The sequence below is a fragment of the Streptomyces sp. NBC_01750 genome, assembly GCF_035918095.1.
In the GTDB taxonomy this organism is placed as follows: Bacteria; Actinomycetota; Actinomycetes; order Streptomycetales; family Streptomycetaceae; genus Streptomyces.
This window is the reverse complement of the sequence record NZ_CP109137.1, coordinates 6,606,006-6,620,409: the sequence shown is the minus strand read 5'-3', so window position 1 is coordinate 6,620,409 and position 14,404 is coordinate 6,606,006. Positions and strand designations below refer to the sequence as shown.

At 71.3% G+C, this 14,404-nt stretch carries 12 protein-coding genes and 1 riboswitch; of the genes, 3 read left to right on the top strand and 9 right to left on the bottom strand.

What is annotated here, in order from left to right; translation table 11 throughout:
- Positions 1-540 precede the first annotated feature (540 nt).
- Positions 541-1,590, top strand: a complete 1,050-nt coding sequence (gene sepH, locus OG966_RS30140) for a septation protein SepH (RefSeq protein WP_326653095.1) — start codon at positions 541-543, stop codon at positions 1,588-1,590.
- 168 nt (positions 1,591-1,758) lie between these two features.
- On the opposite strand, the gene OG966_RS30135 is transcribed toward sepH, so the two are convergent.
- The gene (locus tag OG966_RS30135) at positions 1,759-2,589 is read right to left on the bottom strand and encodes a sulfurtransferase (protein ID WP_326653094.1); all 831 of its coding nucleotides are present in this window, start codon (positions 2,587-2,589) and stop codon (positions 1,759-1,761) included.
- Positions 2,590-2,810: 221 nt separating this feature from the next.
- Here OG966_RS30135 and OG966_RS30130 point away from each other — a divergent pair, with 221 nt between their 5' ends.
- Entirely contained in the window at positions 2,811-3,581 is a 771-nt protein-coding gene (locus OG966_RS30130; RefSeq protein ID WP_326653092.1) for a VOC family protein, read from the top strand.
- Here the strand turns inward: OG966_RS30130 and OG966_RS30125 are convergent.
- The 4 genes from OG966_RS30125 to OG966_RS30110 are packed head-to-tail and all read right to left on the bottom strand — an operon-like array spanning position 3,553 to position 8,967.
- Positions 3,553-4,224 carry a thymidine kinase gene (locus tag OG966_RS30125; protein ID WP_326653091.1) on the bottom strand — a complete coding sequence of 224 codons (672 nt, stop codon included), beginning with the start codon at positions 4,222-4,224 and terminating at the stop codon, positions 3,553-3,555. The two genes, OG966_RS30130 and OG966_RS30125, sit on opposite strands and share 29 nt — an antisense overlap.
- 40 nt (positions 4,225-4,264) lie before the next feature.
- The gene (locus OG966_RS30120) at positions 4,265-5,458 is read right to left on the bottom strand and encodes an alkaline phosphatase family protein (protein WP_326653090.1); all 1,194 of its coding nucleotides are present in this window, start codon (positions 5,456-5,458) and stop codon (positions 4,265-4,267) included.
- Complete coding sequence (locus OG966_RS30115; protein WP_326653089.1) at positions 5,458-6,051, bottom strand: DUF5998 family protein; 594 nt, start codon at positions 6,049-6,051, stop codon at positions 5,458-5,460. The genes OG966_RS30120 and OG966_RS30115 overlap by 1 nt, the downstream gene beginning before the upstream one ends.
- 30 nt (positions 6,052-6,081) lie before the next feature.
- Positions 6,082-8,967 carry a bifunctional acetate--CoA ligase family protein/GNAT family N-acetyltransferase gene (locus tag OG966_RS30110; protein ID WP_326653088.1) on the bottom strand — a complete coding sequence of 962 codons (2,886 nt, stop codon included), beginning with the start codon at positions 8,965-8,967 and terminating at the stop codon, positions 6,082-6,084.
- Positions 8,968-9,129: 162 nt separating this feature from the next.
- On the opposite strand from OG966_RS30110, the gene OG966_RS30105 reads away from it, so the two are divergent.
- On the top strand, positions 9,130-9,411 hold the full coding sequence (locus tag OG966_RS30105) for an HPr family phosphocarrier protein (RefSeq protein ID WP_326653087.1): 282 nt from the start codon (positions 9,130-9,132) through the stop codon (positions 9,409-9,411).
- Positions 9,412-9,587: 176 nt separating this feature from the next.
- Here OG966_RS30105 and OG966_RS30100 read toward each other — a convergent pair whose 3' ends face one another.
- From OG966_RS30100 to OG966_RS30085, 4 genes are all read right to left on the bottom strand, one after another.
- Positions 9,588-10,265 (bottom strand): GntR family transcriptional regulator, encoded by a 678-nt coding sequence (locus OG966_RS30100; protein WP_326653086.1) that lies wholly within the window; start codon positions 10,263-10,265, stop codon positions 9,588-9,590.
- A gap of 212 nt (positions 10,266-10,477) precedes the next feature.
- Positions 10,478-11,248 (bottom strand): M23 family metallopeptidase, encoded by a 771-nt coding sequence (locus OG966_RS30095; protein ID WP_326653085.1) that lies wholly within the window; start codon positions 11,246-11,248, stop codon positions 10,478-10,480.
- Between the two features lie 13 nt (positions 11,249-11,261).
- Positions 11,262-11,423: riboswitch (cyclic di-AMP (ydaO/yuaA leader) on the bottom strand.
- 214 nt (positions 11,424-11,637) lie between these two features.
- Positions 11,638-13,005 (bottom strand): M16 family metallopeptidase, encoded by a 1,368-nt coding sequence (locus OG966_RS30090; RefSeq protein WP_406733729.1) that lies wholly within the window; start codon positions 13,003-13,005, stop codon positions 11,638-11,640.
- Between the two features lie 17 nt (positions 13,006-13,022).
- The gene (locus OG966_RS30085; RefSeq protein ID WP_326655430.1) at positions 13,023-14,384 is read right to left on the bottom strand and encodes a M16 family metallopeptidase; all 1,362 of its coding nucleotides are present in this window, start codon (positions 14,382-14,384) and stop codon (positions 13,023-13,025) included.
- Positions 14,385-14,404: the final 20 nt, after the last annotated feature.

The window sequence follows — 14,404 nt, the reverse complement described above, 5'->3', positions numbered from 1 at the left end:
TGCTTCGCTCAGTTCCTTCTGCTTTGTCGCGCTGCCACGCTTCTGATCCATCTTTCCACCCATGCTCGCCCATCTGACCCGCCGTGCACCCAGTAGGGACATTTGAGCGAAGCGAATAGTTCCCTTTGGGCAGATTCCGTGAATCAGAACACCTGGTCACGCATGCCCCGGAGGCCCAACCCCCCGCACCCCTGGAGAAGTTCGGCGGCGCGGCGGTCCACCCCCGTGGCCCGAATGGAGTACTGTGGCGAGCCCTGGGCCCGGCCTCCCTCTCGGGTGGTGGGACCCCAGGTAGGGGGCCGAAAGCGGCGCTCGATCCGGCGGCGCCGCGGCACCGCACGGGTACCCGATGCGGAGAGTGACAGGCCAGTCACTCAGAGTCGCAAACAGGTAACCGTGCCATAACGGCGTTCCAGGGCCTGTGCCCGACACGCCGGGCAACTCGGCAAGGTTGTGGCAGGCTGCACCCGGGCAGGCCACACTCGACTAGCGGAAGCAGCGACGCACGTGACGTCGGCAGGCACCACCCGGGAGGTCCCCATGCCCGAACTGCGTGTCGTGGCCGTCTCCAACGACGGCACACGACTGGTGCTCAAGGCTGCGGACAGCACGGAATACACGCTTCCGATCGATGAGCGGCTGCGCGCTGCCGTACGCAATGACCGCGCCCGCCTCGGCCAGATCGAGATCGAGGTGGAGAGCCATCTCCGTCCCCGCGACATCCAGGCCCGTATACGTGCCGGCGCCTCCGCGGAAGAGGTCGCCCAGTTTGCCGGAATTCCGGTCGACCGGGTGCGCCGCTTCGAGGGGCCTGTGCTCGCGGAGCGCGCTTTCATGGCGGAGCGGGCCCGCAAGACGCCCGTACGCCGTCCCGGCGAGAACACCGGGCCTCAGCTCGGCGAGGCGGTGCAGGAGCGGCTGACGCTGCGCGGCGCCGAGAAGGACACCGTGCTGTGGGACTCCTGGCGCCGCGACGACGGCACCTGGGAGGTGCTGCTGGTCTACCGGGTGGCGGGTGAGCCGCACTCGGCGAGCTGGACGTACGACCCGCCGCGGCGGCTCGTCCAGGCCGTCGACGACGAGGCGCGTGCGCTGATCGGCGAGACCGACGACACGATCGCGGCGACGCAGGAGCCGAGCTTTCCGTTCGTACCGCGCATCGCACGGCTGCCGCGTGACAGGCCGCTGGACCGCGCCCTCGACCGGCAGTTGGAGCGGCCGACCGCGCCGTCGGCCGAACCGGAGGAGAGCGGCGGGGAGCGGGACTCCCTGACGAGTCTGCTGGAAGCGGTGCCGAGTTTCCGCGGCGACATGGTCGTCCCCGAGCGCCCGGCACCACCGGAGCCGTCGGCCACCGAGCCCGTCCAGGAGCCCGAGGCGGAGGAGCCGGTGGCCCCTGCGGCCTCGGCGGGTGCGGGGTCGGCGTACGCGGATGTGCTGATGCCGCGTTCGGTGGCCGGTCACCGCGACCGCCTGACGGGCACCACGGACCGCCAGGCGGAGGCGGACGGTGTCCGCCCCGGCCGCCGGGCGGCGGTACCGAGCTGGGACGAGATCGTCTTCGGCACCCGGCGCAAGAAGCAGGACTAGCGGGCACACGTCCCATTGCCCGGAGGCTCCGGTTACCCAGAGGGTCCGGCACGGTATCCCGTGCCGGACCCCTTCTTGCGCGCGCTCAGGGGTCCCTTCCACCCGCCCGCCCCCGAAGCAGGTGTGCGGCGTGCCCCCGGCCGGGCCTCACCCCTCCCGTCGGGCCCGTCAGGCCGGTTGTGGGCCCTTCGCCACGGGGCGGTGGGGGTCGTTGGACCACTCGGACCAGGAGCCTGCGTACAGGGCCGGCTCGAAGCCCGCGATCTCCAGGGCCAGGGCCTCATGTGCGGCGGAAACGCCCGAGCCGCAGTAGACGCCGACCGGATCCCCCTGCGCGGAGGCTCCCAGTGCGGAGAAGCGGGCAGCAAGAGTCTCGGGCGGAAGGAAGCGACCGTCCGCGGCCACGTTCTCGGCTGTCGGGGCCGAGACCGCGCCCGGGATGTGACCGCCGATGCGGTCGATCGGCTCCACGTCGCCGCGATAGCGCTCCGCCGCGCGCGCGTCGAGCAGCAGGCCGGAGCGGGCGTGTGCCGCGGCGGCGTCCGCGTCCAGCAGCGGGAGCGCCCCCGGCTTCGGGGCGAACGTGCCCTCCTCGGGAGAGGGAATCCCGGTCTCCAACGGCCCGGTCCAGGCGGCGAGGCCGCCGTCCAGGACCCGCACATCCTCGTGGCCCGTCCAGCGCAGCAGCCACCAGGCGCGGGCCGCCGCCCAGCCCTGGCCGCCGTCGTACGCCACCACCGGCGAACCGGGCGATACTCCGGCGCGGCGCATCACCGCGCCGAAGGCATCCGGCTCGGGCAGCGGGTGGCGGCCTCCCGCACCGGGCGGACCGGCCAGTTCCGCATCCAGGTCGACGAAGACCGCTCCGGGGATGTGCCCGGCCTCGTACGCGGGCCGCCCGTGCGGTCCGCCGAGCTGCCAGCGGACGTCCAGAAGAACCGGACGGCGGGATCCGGTCAGCTCGCTCGCGAGTTCCGTGGCGGAGATGGTGGGGTTCATGAGAGCCATCCTCGCGCAGTGACCGGCCGGCCCGTAACGCCGCCGGAGCGGATGAGACGTGCCAAAAAGGGCATCCTCCGGCGGGAACCCGCCAAATCCGGCGCGGCCGGGGCACGCAGGCCGCCCTGTGGTGCAAGCATCTGCACGGGGCACAGCCATTCCGCACAACGGATCCCGGTCCCCCCGCACGGCCACCACGATGGTCCGAGGAGAGAGTGACGATGACCGAGGCGACTCGGCACACACCCGGCACACCCTGCTGGGTGAGCTTGATGGTGCACGGCCTTGACGCGACGCAGGATTTCTACGGAGCTCTGTTCGGCTGGGAGTTCTCCCCCGGCCCCCAGCAGTTGGGTCCGTACGTCCGCGCGCTGATCGACGGCAAGGAGGTCGCAGGCATCGGCCGGATCCCGAGCAGCCGGCAACTGCCGATCGCCTGGACGCCCTATCTGGCGACCGACGACGCGGATGTGACCGCCGAGACGATCAGAAGCCGCGGCGGGACGGTCGGTGTAGGCCCGCTGGACGCGGGCGCCGCGGGCCGGCTGGCCATCGCGACCGACCCCGGGGGCGCGGTCTTCGGCATCTGGCAGACGGCAGCCCACCGCGGCACCGCCGTGTACGGCACGCATGGCACGCCCGTCTGGAACGAGCTGGTGACCCCGGAGACGTCGTTCGTCGGCAAGTTCTACGAGGCGGTCTTCGGCTATGAGGTGGAGGCGGTCGTCTCGGCCGACTTCGACTATCTGACGCTGCACCTGGCAGGGCGCCCGGTGGCCGCCCTCCACGGCGTGGGTCAGGCCCTTCCGCGCAGGGGCACGCACTGGATGACCCACTTCGAGGTCGAGGACACCGAAGAGGCCGCACGCCAGGTGGTGGAGCTCGGCGGGCATGTGCTGCAGCCGCCGAGGGACGGCAGCAGCGGCCGGCTCGCGACCGTCGCGGACCCGGAGGGCGCGGTCTTCACGATCGTACGGACGGCCTCTCGCTGACCTCGACGGGCAGGACGTCCGGGGAGAGAGCGGCCGCGCGAGCGGTGGCCGCCGTCATCCGCCGCCGGTGGTGGCGCCGGCAGAGCACCTCGTAGCCGATCTCGTCCGGCGACTGGTCGACGTCGCCCACGACGACCTGCGCGCCCTCGAGGACCATGATCCCGCCGACGGTACGGGCGTTGTGCGTGGCCCGCGCACCGCACCAGCACAGCGCCTCGACCTGCAGTACCTCGACCCGGTCGGCGAGCTCGACGAGCCGCTGCGAGCCGGGGAAGAGCTTGGAGCGGAAGTCGGTGGTGATACCGAAGGCGAAGACGTCCAGGTCGAGGTCGTCGACAACACGGGCGAGCTGGTCGATCTGCTCGGGCGCAAGGAACTGCGCCTCGTCGGCGATCACATAGTCGCAGCGGCCGCCCTGGGAGAGATGGGCGACGAGATACGCGTAGAAGTCGAAGCCCTCCGCCGCCTCGACCGCGTCGGTGACCAGGCCGAGCCGGGAGGACAGCTTGCCCTCACCGGCGCGGTCGTCGCGGGTGAAGATCATGCCCTGGAGGCCGCGCGCGGACCGGTTGTGCTCGATCTGAAGAGCGAGGGTGCTCTTTCCGCAGTCCATGGTTCCGGAGAAGAACACCAGCTCGGGCATGGGGAGTTGAGGACCTTTCGGGTCTGGACGAGGGAGGCTGTTATGAGCGTACTTCGAAGAGCGGGACGAGCTGCTCGACGGGGGTCATGGAGCCGTGCATCCCGACCATCGCCGACTCGTTCGGCTCATTGACGGAGGCGGTGATCACCACGTCGTCGCAGGCCGCGGCGACGACATCGCCGATCCGCGCGTACACCCGCTCGTCCACCCGGTCGCCGAACCATCCCGCGGCGATCGCCTCATCCCGGCTCGCCACCCAGAACTGCTCGCCGAGGACCTCGCGCCAGACCGCGAGCACATCGGACGCGGCACCCGGCACGGCGTAGACGTGGCGGGCGCGGCCCTCGCCGCCCAGCAGGGCGACGCCGGCGCGCAGCTCCCAGTCCTCGTCGAAGTCGATGCGCGACTGCTCGTCGAAGGGGATGTCGATCATGCCGTGGTCGGCGGTGACGTACAGGGCGGCGCGGGGCGGGAGTTGCTCGGCGAGGCGCTGCACCAGCCGGTCGACGTACATCAGCTGGCCGCGCCAGGCGTCGGAATCCACACCGAAGCGGTGGCCCTTGCCGTCCACATCGCTGTAGTACGTGTAGACCAGCGACCGGTCCCCCAGCGCCAGTTGCTCGGCCGCCAGGTCCATACGTTCCTCGCCCGAGAGCCGGCCGAGGAAGCTGCCACCGCTGAGTGCGATCTTGGTCAGCGGGGTGTGCTGGAAGGTCGGCGACGACACCTGCGCGGTGTGCACACCCGCCGCGTCGGCGAGCTGGAAGACCGTGGGGTAGGGCTGCCAGATGTGCGGAGGCGTCCAGGGCTTCCAGCGCAGCTGGTTCATCAGCTCGCCGGTCTCCGGATTGCGCGCGGTGTAGCCGGGCAGACCGTGGGCACCGGGCGGCAGGCCGGTGCCCACGGAGGCCAGCGAGGTGGCTGTGGTGGCCGGGAAACCGGCGGTTATGGGCCGCCCCGTGCCGCCGCGCGAGGTGGCGAGCAGCGAGGTGAGGTACGGGGCCTCCTCGGGGTGGTTCTTGATCTGCTCCCAGCCGAGGCCGTCGATCAGGAAGACGCAGTTCCGGTCGGCGGGGGTCAGCTCGGGGATGCTCTGCGTCAGGCCCGGTACGCCCTGGCCGGCGGCGAGCGTCGGGAGCAGATCGGCGAGCGATCCGGTGCCGTACTCGGGGACGGGCGCGGTGGAGAGGGCGAGCGGGACGGGCTCGTCCGGCCAGACTGCGGGCTGAGCCATCAGCGCGTGGCTGCCGTGGCTTCGGAGAGCGCCTGCGCGAAGGCGAGCGTCTGCCGGACCGCGTCCGGGCCGTCGCCGGCCTCGCTGACGCGCAGGCTCAGGTCGTCCGCTGTGGAGCTGCCGGTGTAGCCGTGGTCCGCCTCGCAGTTGGGGTCGCCGCAGGCCGCGGGCTCCAGGTCGATGCGGGAGACGGCGCCCCAGCCGATGGTGAGGACGACCTCGCGGGGCAGGGTGCCGGGGGTGTACGACTCCGGGTTGGCGACGACGCGGCTGAGCACGACCGACGAGATCCGGCCGAGCTTGACCGATTCGGTCGAGGTGGTGGCGTACGGCGTCGGGGAGCTGGAGTCGGCGGCCTGCTCGTCGGTGTGGCTGACGATGAAGCGGTTGGCCGTCAGAACGAGGACGGTGACATGGCGGCGCACCTCGTTGGCGTCGAACGTGGTCTCTTGGTGCACCAGATACGACGCAATCTGCTCGCCACCGACAGCGGCCTCCACCGCCTCGGCCACAAGGGCCGGGTAGTAGCCGCTGCGCTCGATCGCCGAACGCAGCCCCTGGGTCGTCGTACCGGTCTTCGCCATGCGGTCCATCCTACGGGGCTCACGGGGGGCGGCGAGCGCTCAGTAGCTGGGGAGTCGGCGGGGGCCCAGGTCGGTGCGGGTGGGCGGCGGGGCGAGCCGTACGGACGCGCCGAGCACGGAGAGGCCACGCTGAGCGACGACGACCGGTTCGAGGCTGATTCCGACTACTTCCGGGTGATCGTCGACCAAACGTGACACCCGGAGCAGCAGCTCTTCGAGGGCCGGGGTGTCGACGGGTGCCGAGCCGCGCCAGCCGAAGAGGAGTGGGGCCGTCCGGATGGTCCTGATCAACTCGGCGGCGTCCCGGTCGGTGACGGGCACGAGTCGGTGGGCCGTGTCACCGAGCAGCTCGGAGGCGGCTCCGGCCAGCCCGAAGGAGAGCACAGCGCCGGCGGCGGGGTCGATGGCGGCGCGTACGACGGTGTCGACGCCGCGCGGGGCCATCGCCTGGACGACGGGCTGCAGCTCCTCGGGCTTGCCGAGAACGTCGGTCAATTCGCGGTAGGCCTGCCGCAGTTGCGCCTCGTTGGCCAGATCCAGCCGTACGCCGCCGAGGTCGGCGCGGTGGCGCAGGTGCGGGGCGGTGGTCTTGAGGGCGACGGGGTAGCCGAGGCGGGTGGCGGCGGCCACGGCATCGTCCGGGCCGGGCGCGGGGAGGGCAGAACGTACGGAGATGCCGTACTGGCCGAGGAGCTCCTGGGTGGCACCGGGTCCGAGGGTGCTGCCGCGAGGGTCTGTGACCCCGCCGAGCAGCCCCTCGATCTGCCTGGCGGCACCCGCCTCGTCGATGTCCTCGTACTGCGGCACCTTGCCGGGCTCGGCGGCCTGCCGGCGCCACTGGGCGTACTTGACCGCCTCGGAAAGGGCTCGGACGGCCCTCTCGGCGGCGGGGTAGGCGGGGATACGGGAGGCGTGCGGGGCGGTCGCGGGGGCCGGGGCCGCGTAACGGACAGCCGCGGAGACGGCGGACGAGCTCGGGGCGGGCGGACGGGTGCGGACGGTCCGCGGCGCTTCGCGGCCGGGGCCCGGTCCCCCGCCGTCGGTCTCGGGGGCCGGGACCGTACGCGTGCTCGCCGCCGCCGCCAGCGCCTCCGCCAGACCGCCCATTTCCACATGCACCACCGCGACCGGTTTGGCCGGGGCCGTCGTGACCGCGTCGCGCAGCGCTGCTGCCAGGACCTCGCCGTCACCCGACTCCGTGACGCCGTTCTCGCCGACCCACGGGATCGCCGTCACCACCACCGCATCGCAGGCGTCGTCCACCAGGGCCTCGGCGAGGGCGGCACGGAAGTCCGCGGGTGTGGCGGCCGTCGTGAGGTCGCGCGGCCGCAGGGGACGGAGGCCGTCGGCGAGACAGGCGTCGTACGTGAGCAGGCCGAGCGACTCGGAGTTGCCGAGGATCGCCACGCGCGGTCCGGCGGGCAGCGGCTGGCCGGCCAGCAGCAGGCCCGCGTCCACGAGTTCGGTGACGGTGTCGACGCGGATCACACCGGCCTGGCGGAGCAGCGCCCCGACCGTGGTGTCGGGGATCCCGGTGACCGGCACCGCGTGTCCGGGCGGCGCGCTGCCGCTGTGCCGGGCGCCCTTCACCACGACCACCGGTTTCACCGCCGCCGTACGCCGGGCCAGGCGGGTGAACTTGCGCGGGTTGCCGATCGATTCGAGGTACAGCAGGACCACATCGGTGTCCGGGTCCTCGTACCAGTACTGCAGAAAGTCGTTGCCGGAAACATCCGCGCGGTTGCCCGACGAGATGAAGGAGGAGAGCCCGGCCCCGCGCCGGTGCAGGCCGGCGAGCAGTGCGATACCGATGGCGCCGGACTGGGTGAACAGGCCGATGCGGCCGGCCGCCGGGGACTGGGGGGCCAGCGAGGCATTGAGGCGGACGCTGTCGCTGGTGCTGATGATGCCGAAGGAGTTCGGGCCGATGATGCGCATCCCGTACGAGCGGGCCTGCCGCACCAGTTCGCGCTGTCGCTCCCGTCCGGCGGCCCCGCTCTCGGCGTATCCGGCGGTGAGTACGACCAGGCCCTGGACGCCGTGCTCGCCGCAGTCGGCGACCACTTCGGGCACCCGCTCCGCCGGGACGGCCACGACCGCCAGGTCGACGGTCTCCCCTGTCTCGCCGACGGAGCGGTGGGCCGGGACCCCGTCCACCTCGGTCTGGTCCTCGGGAAAGGCGCGGTTCACGGCGTAGGTACGTCCCGTGTATCCGGCGTCGAGGAGGTTGCGCAGGACGGTGCGGCCCACGCCGCCGGGCGTGCGGCCGGTGCCGATGACTGCGACCGAACCGGGCGCGAGGAGGCGCTGCACAGAGCGGGCCTCCGCGCGCTGCTCGCGGCCGCGCTGGACGGCCAGGGACTCCTCGGTCGGTTCGAGGTCGAGGGTGAGATGGACGGAGCCGTCCTCGAAGCTGCGCTTCTGGGTATAGCCGGCGTCCCGGAACACCTTGATCATCTTGTTGTTGGCGGGCAGCACCTCGGCGGCGAAGCGCCTGATACCGCGTTCGCGGGCGACCTCGGCGATGTGCTCGAGCAGGGCGGATGCCACGCCGCGCCCCTGGTGGGCGTCCTGGACGAGAAAGGCGACCTCGGCCTCGTCGGCGGGGGCGCTCGCGGGCCGGCCCTCTCCATTGATCCGGTCGTAGCGGACGGTGGCGATGAACTCGCCGCCCACCGTGACCGCGAGGCCCACCCGGTCCACGTAGTCGTGATGGGTGAAGTGATGTACGTCCTTGGCGGAGAGCCGGGGGTAGGGCGCGAAGAAGCGGTAGTACTTCGACTCGTCGGAGACCTGCTCGTAGAAGCTGACCAGACGGTCGGCGTCCTCGGTGGTGATGGGCCTGATGCGCGCGATGCCGCCGTCGCGCAGCACCACGTCCGCTTCCCAGTGGTCGGGGTAGGCGTGATCCGACGAGGTCTGCATGGGGAAAGCGTACGGCTCACTCACGGGTCGCGGAGGAGGTTGCCGCGGGGCAGTCTGGGGAAGCCGACCAGCGGCCGATCCCGGGTCCGGGGCCGGTGCGGGCAACGCAGCAACACATGAGAGACTGGTCTAGACAACCGCTAAGACTTGAAGGGCAACACCATGGCTGAGCGCCGCGTCAATGTCGGCTGGGCCGAGGGCCTTCACGCCCGCCCCGCTTCCATCTTCGTCCGTGCCGCCACGGCCGCCGGCGTCCCCGTGACGATCGCCAAGGCGGACGGCACCCCGGTCAACGCCGGCTCGATGCTCGCGGTGCTCGGCCTGGGCGCCCAGGGTGGCGAGGAGATCGTGCTCGCTTCCGAGGCCGAGGACTCCGACGCCGCTCTGGACCGTCTCGCCCGGCTCGTCGCCGAGGGTCTCGAAGAGCTTCCCGAAACCGTCTGAGCCGAACAGGCCCATTACCCACGGCAAAGCCGCGGTGTCCCAGATTCCCGGACATCGCGGCTTCGTCTTTTCCGGACGCAGTTTTTCCGGCCGTTGATTTCCCCGGCCCGACGCTTGAATATGGGCAGCAGAAAAGAGGCCCTGCGAATATCTATCCTTTGTATACGGTGCGCCTGTTAATGGCGGGCGCTCGCGATGTTTACGGCATGTTGCGAAGTCCTCACCCGCTCGGGACGGCGCAGCCGGTGCGCGGCGGCGGCCCGTTCGGTGTGCACGGCCGTCAGCCCTCGCGCCCGTTCCGCGTCGCCGCGCGCCACCGCGTCCACGATCGCGCCGTGCTCGATCCAGGACTCGACGGGCGTGGCCGGCTGCTCGACGGTGTACATCCAGGCGATCTTGTGCCGCAGCTGGGTGAGCAGAGCGATCAGGCCCGGACTGCCGGAGGCCTGGGCGAGCGTCTCGTGGAACCAGCCGCCCAGTGAACGCAGGTCCTCGCCCTGACCACGGCGGGCCCGCTCCTGACCCAGCCTGACCAGGCCACGCAGCACCTTCAGATGCGCCTCGGTGCGCCGCTGGGCGGCGCGCGCCGCACCCATGGGCTCCAGCAGCATCCGGATCTCCAGGAGGTCGGCGGCCTCCTGCTCGGTGGGCTCGGCGACACAGGCGCCGGCGTGGCGGCGGGTGGTGACGAAACCCTCGGACTCCAGGGTGCGCAGAGCTTCGCGCACCGGGACCCGGGAGACGCCGTAGCGGCGCGCCAGCTGCTCCTCGGTGAGCCGGCTGCCGCGCTCGAATACACCGGAGACGATGTCGTCGCGGATCGCCGTGCATACCGAGTGCGCGGGAATGCGCATGACCGAACCTCCGCTTTAATCCGCGCGAAACGCAGCCGACTGACGTCTGTTCAGTGACTCTATTGCAATGCTCGGGATTTTCCGATGGGAGACCGGAATCCATGGATATCTTTTGGCCAGAACGCCGGCGGAGCGGGCAAACGCCGAAGGCCCCGGCGGTGAGCCGGGGCCTTCGGGAAGCACGCGGGGCCGGACAGCGGCCCGCCGTCTGATCAGACGCTGACGCCGTGCGCGCGCAGGTACGCGACCGGGTTGATGTCGGAGCCGTACTCGGGGCTGGTGCGGGCCTCGAAGTGGAGGTGCGGTCCAGTGGTGTTGCCGGTCGCGCCGGAGAGGCCGATCTGCTGGCCCGGGGTCACCGACTGGCCGACCGAGACGCCGATGGACGAGAGGTGGCCGTACTGCGTGTACGAGCCGTCCTTCATCTTGATCACGATGTTGTTCCCGTACGCGCCGCCCCAGCCGGCCTCGACGACAGTGCCGGAGCCGACCGCGTGCACGGTCGTGCCGGACGCGGCGTGGAAGTCGATGCCGGTGTGGCTGCCGGAGGACCAGATGGCGCCGCCGGACTTGTAGCCCGTGGAGACGTACGAGTGCGAGATCGGGGCCACGAAGGAGTTGAGGCGCTTGCGCTCGGCGGCGCGCGCGGCGCGCTCCTTGGCCTCACGGGCCTCCTTGGCGCGGGCCTCGGCCTTCCGCTTCGCCTCGGCCTCGGCCTTCGCCTTGGCGACGGCCTCGGCGGCCTCCTCCTTCTGAGCGGCGGCCTGGTCGGCGATCTGCTCGGCGAGGGAGTCGGCGGCCACGATCTGGGTCAGGCCGGTGTCCTCGACGGTGGCCGCGCCGGTGTCGGCGGCGAGTGCCGGGGAAGCGAGGGTTCCGATGACGCCGGTGGTGGCGAGAGCGGCGACGGCGGCGATGTTCGCCTTCTTGCGCGTCATTCGGCTCGGGGCACGGTGCTTCCCGGTGGCACGGGTGAACGCCATGAAGTGGCTGATCCTTTCCTTCCTTCTCGCCTACCGGGTTAGCTGACGGGTTCGGAGCAGGAAGGTCTCCTACAGGCCCCTCCGCAGGTGCGAAGGCGCCCGATTCACCCCAGGGACTGAGTGGGTCCCCGGCTCCCCAGGCTCGCGCCTGACGGGGACTCGGCGATGACTGTCCGATGCCGCGGATGCGGCGGGCTACTGGCGGACAGCCGGACCGACGCTAGGCGGGCCGTCTTTCAATCACCAAACAGACAGCTCTTTTTGTAGCGCATGCCACAGGCCAGACAGGCAGGCTCTGCAATAAAACGGGCATAAGACAGAACCCCGGCATCACCAGGGAGGCCGGGGTTCCGTTTGCCTGTTTTGAATTGTTTGCCGGATTGACCCAATCAGCCTGTGACAACCGTCACTTCGCCGATGCCGAGCGCCCTGACCGGCTCCTCGATCTGCGAGGCATCGCCGACGAGCACCGTGACAAGTCGGTCCACCGGGAAGGCGCTGACGGCCGCGGCCGTCGCCTCAACGGTGCCGGTATCGGCCAGGCGCACGTACAACTGCGCCTGGTAGTCGTCCGGGAGGAACTGCTCGACTTGGTCGGCGAGCGTGCCCGCGACGGAGGCGGCCGTCTCGAACTTCAGCGGGGCGACACCCACCAGGTTCTGCACGGCAACATCGCGCTCGGCGTCGGTCAGGCCCTCGGCCGCGAGCGTACGCAGCACCTTCCAGAGGTCGTCCAGCGCCGGTCCGGTGTTCGGGGTGTCCACGGAACCGCTGATGGCGAGCATCGCCGCGCCCGACCCGTCGGGAGCGGAGCGCAGCACCTGGCCGAAGGCCCGTACGCCGTAGGTGTAGCCCTTCTCCTCGCGCAGCACGCGGTCGAGACGCGAGGTGAGGGTGCCGCCCAGGCAATACGCCCCGAGCACCTGGGCCGGCCAGACGCGGTCGTGGCGGTCCGGGCCGATACGGCCGATCAGCAGCTGCGTCTGGACGGCGCCGGGGCGGTCCACGATGACCACACGGCCGGTGTCGTCGGCGGTGATCGGCGGTACGGGACGGGCCTCGGCGCTGTTGCCGGTCCAGGTACCGAGAGTCTCGGCGAGCACGGCGTCAAGGTCGACTCCGGTGAGGTCGCCGACGATTACCGTGGTGGCCGTGGCCGGCCGGACATACGCCTCGTAGAAGGCGCGCACGGCCGCGGAGTCGATCCGGGCCACGGACTCCTCCGTGCCCTGGCGGGGGCGCGACATACGCAGGGAGGCCGGGAAGAGCTGCTTGGAGAGCTCCTTGGCCGCACGGCGGGCCGGGTTGGCCGTCTCGTGCGGGATCTCGTCCAGCCGGTTGCGTACCAGCCGCTCCACCTCGTTGTCGGCGAAGGCGGGCGCGCGCAGCGCCTCGGCGAGCAGGCCGAGCGCCTTCGGCAGCCGGGAGACCGGCACCTCCAGGGAGACGCGGACACCCGGGTGGTCGGCGTGCGCGTCGAGAGTGGCGCCGCAGCGCTCCAGCTCGGCGGCGAACTCCTCGGCGGTGTGCTTGTCGGTGCCTTCCGACAGGGCGCGCGCCATGATCGTGGCGACGCCGTCGATGCCCTCGGGCTCGGCCTCCAGCGGGGCGTCGAGGCAGATCTCGACGGCCACCACCTGCTGGCCGGGGCGATGGCAGCGCAGCACGGTGAGGCCGTTGTCCAGCGTGCCGCGCTCGGGGGCCGGGAACGCCCAGGGGCGGGCGGGGCCGGCCGTCGGCTGCGGGTGGAACTCCATGGTCACGGCAGCGTCGCTCACTGGTCCGCCCCTTCGTGCTCGTCGTTCTCGTCGCTGTCGCTGTCGCCGTTGTCCGCGGAGAGGGGCTCGTAGACCAGCACCGCCCTGTTGTCCGGGCGCAACCGGGCCTTGGCGACCGCCTGCACCTCTTCGGCGGTGACGTCCAGCACCCGCTGTACGGCGCTCAGCGCCAGCTGCGGGTCGCCGAAGAGCACGGCGTACCGGCACAGTTCATCGGCGCGGCCTGCGACCGTGCCGAGCCGGTCCAGCCACTCGCGCTCCAACTGGGCCTGCGCCCGCTCCATCTCCTCGGGCGTGGGGCCTTCCGCGGCGAACCGTGCCAGCTCCTCGTCGACCGCGGCCTCGATCTGCGGCACCTCGACACCGCCGGACGTCTTGACGTCCAGCCAGCCCAGCGAGGGGGCACCGGCCAGCCGCAGCAGACCGAAGCCGGCCGCGACGGCCGTCTGGTCACGGCGCACCAGGCGGTTGTGCAGCCTCGAGGACTCACCGCCGCCGAGGACGGTGAGCGCCAGGTCAGCGGCATCGCACTCGCGCGTGCCGTCGTGCGGCAGGCGGTAGGCGGCCATCAGCGCCCGGGCCGGGACCTCCTCGACGATCTCCTCGCGCAGCTGCTCGCCGATGGTCTCCGGAAGGGAGCCGTCGCGCGGGGGCTGCTTGCCGTCGTGGGCCGGGATGGAGCCGAAGTAATTCTCGATCCAGGCGAGCGTCTGCTTCGGGTCGATGTCACCGACGACCGAAAGCACGGCGTTGTTCGGCGCGTAGTACGTACGGAAGAAGGTGCGCGCGTCCTCGAGGGTCGCCGCGTCCAGATCGGTCATCGAGCCGATCGGTGTGTGGTGGTACGGATGGCCCTCCGGGTAGGCGAGCGCGGTCAGCCGCTCGAAGGCCGTACCGTACGGGACGTTGTCGTACCGCTGGCGGCGCTCGTTCTTGACGACATCGCGCTGGTTCTCCATCGACTCGTCGTCGAGAGCCGCGAGCAGCGAGCCCATCCGGTCGGCTTCCAGCCAGAGGGCGAGCTCCAGCTGGTGGGTGGGCATGGTCTCGAAGTAATTGGTGCGCTCGAAGCTGGTGGTGCCGTTCAGCGAGCCGCCGGCTCCCTGAACCAGCTCGAAGTGGCCGTTGCCCTTCACCTGGCCCGAGCCCTGGAACATCAGATGCTCGAAAAGGTGAGCAAGGCCGGTACGGCCCTTGACCTCGTGGCGCGAGCCGACGTCGTACCAGAGGCAGACCGCGGCGACCGGGGTCAGGTGGTCCTCGGAGAGCACCACGCGCAGGCCGTTCGCCAGGCGGTGCTCGGTCGCTGTCAGGCCGCCGGAACCGGCCTGCGCTGTGGCCGTGTGACCCATGGGCATGTACGTCCCTTCGATCGCGA

Coding starts and splice junctions, on each gene's coding strand:
- sepH (WP_326653095.1), top strand. CDS start 541: ATGCCCGAACTGCGTGTCGTGGCCGTCTCCAACGACGGCACACGACTG.
- OG966_RS30135 (WP_326653094.1), bottom strand. CDS start 2,589: ATGAACCCCACCATCTCCGCCACGGAACTCGCGAGCGAGCTGACCGGA.
- OG966_RS30130 (WP_326653092.1), top strand. CDS start 2,811: ATGACCGAGGCGACTCGGCACACACCCGGCACACCCTGCTGGGTGAGC.
- OG966_RS30125 (WP_326653091.1), bottom strand. CDS start 4,224: ATGCCCGAGCTGGTGTTCTTCTCCGGAACCATGGACTGCGGAAAGAGC.
- OG966_RS30120 (WP_326653090.1), bottom strand. CDS start 5,458: ATGGCTCAGCCCGCAGTCTGGCCGGACGAGCCCGTCCCGCTCGCCCTC.
- OG966_RS30115 (WP_326653089.1), bottom strand. CDS start 6,051: ATGGACCGCATGGCGAAGACCGGTACGACGACCCAGGGGCTGCGTTCG.
- OG966_RS30110 (WP_326653088.1), bottom strand. CDS start 8,967: ATGCAGACCTCGTCGGATCACGCCTACCCCGACCACTGGGAAGCGGAC.
- OG966_RS30105 (WP_326653087.1), top strand. CDS start 9,130: ATGGCTGAGCGCCGCGTCAATGTCGGCTGGGCCGAGGGCCTTCACGCC.
- OG966_RS30100 (WP_326653086.1), bottom strand. CDS start 10,265: ATGCGCATTCCCGCGCACTCGGTATGCACGGCGATCCGCGACGACATC.
- OG966_RS30095 (WP_326653085.1), bottom strand. CDS start 11,248: ATGGCGTTCACCCGTGCCACCGGGAAGCACCGTGCCCCGAGCCGAATG.
- OG966_RS30090 (WP_406733729.1), bottom strand. CDS start 13,005: ATGGAGTTCCACCCGCAGCCGACGGCCGGCCCCGCCCGCCCCTGGGCG.
- OG966_RS30085 (WP_326655430.1), bottom strand. CDS start 14,384: ATGCCCATGGGTCACACGGCCACAGCGCAGGCCGGTTCCGGCGGCCTG.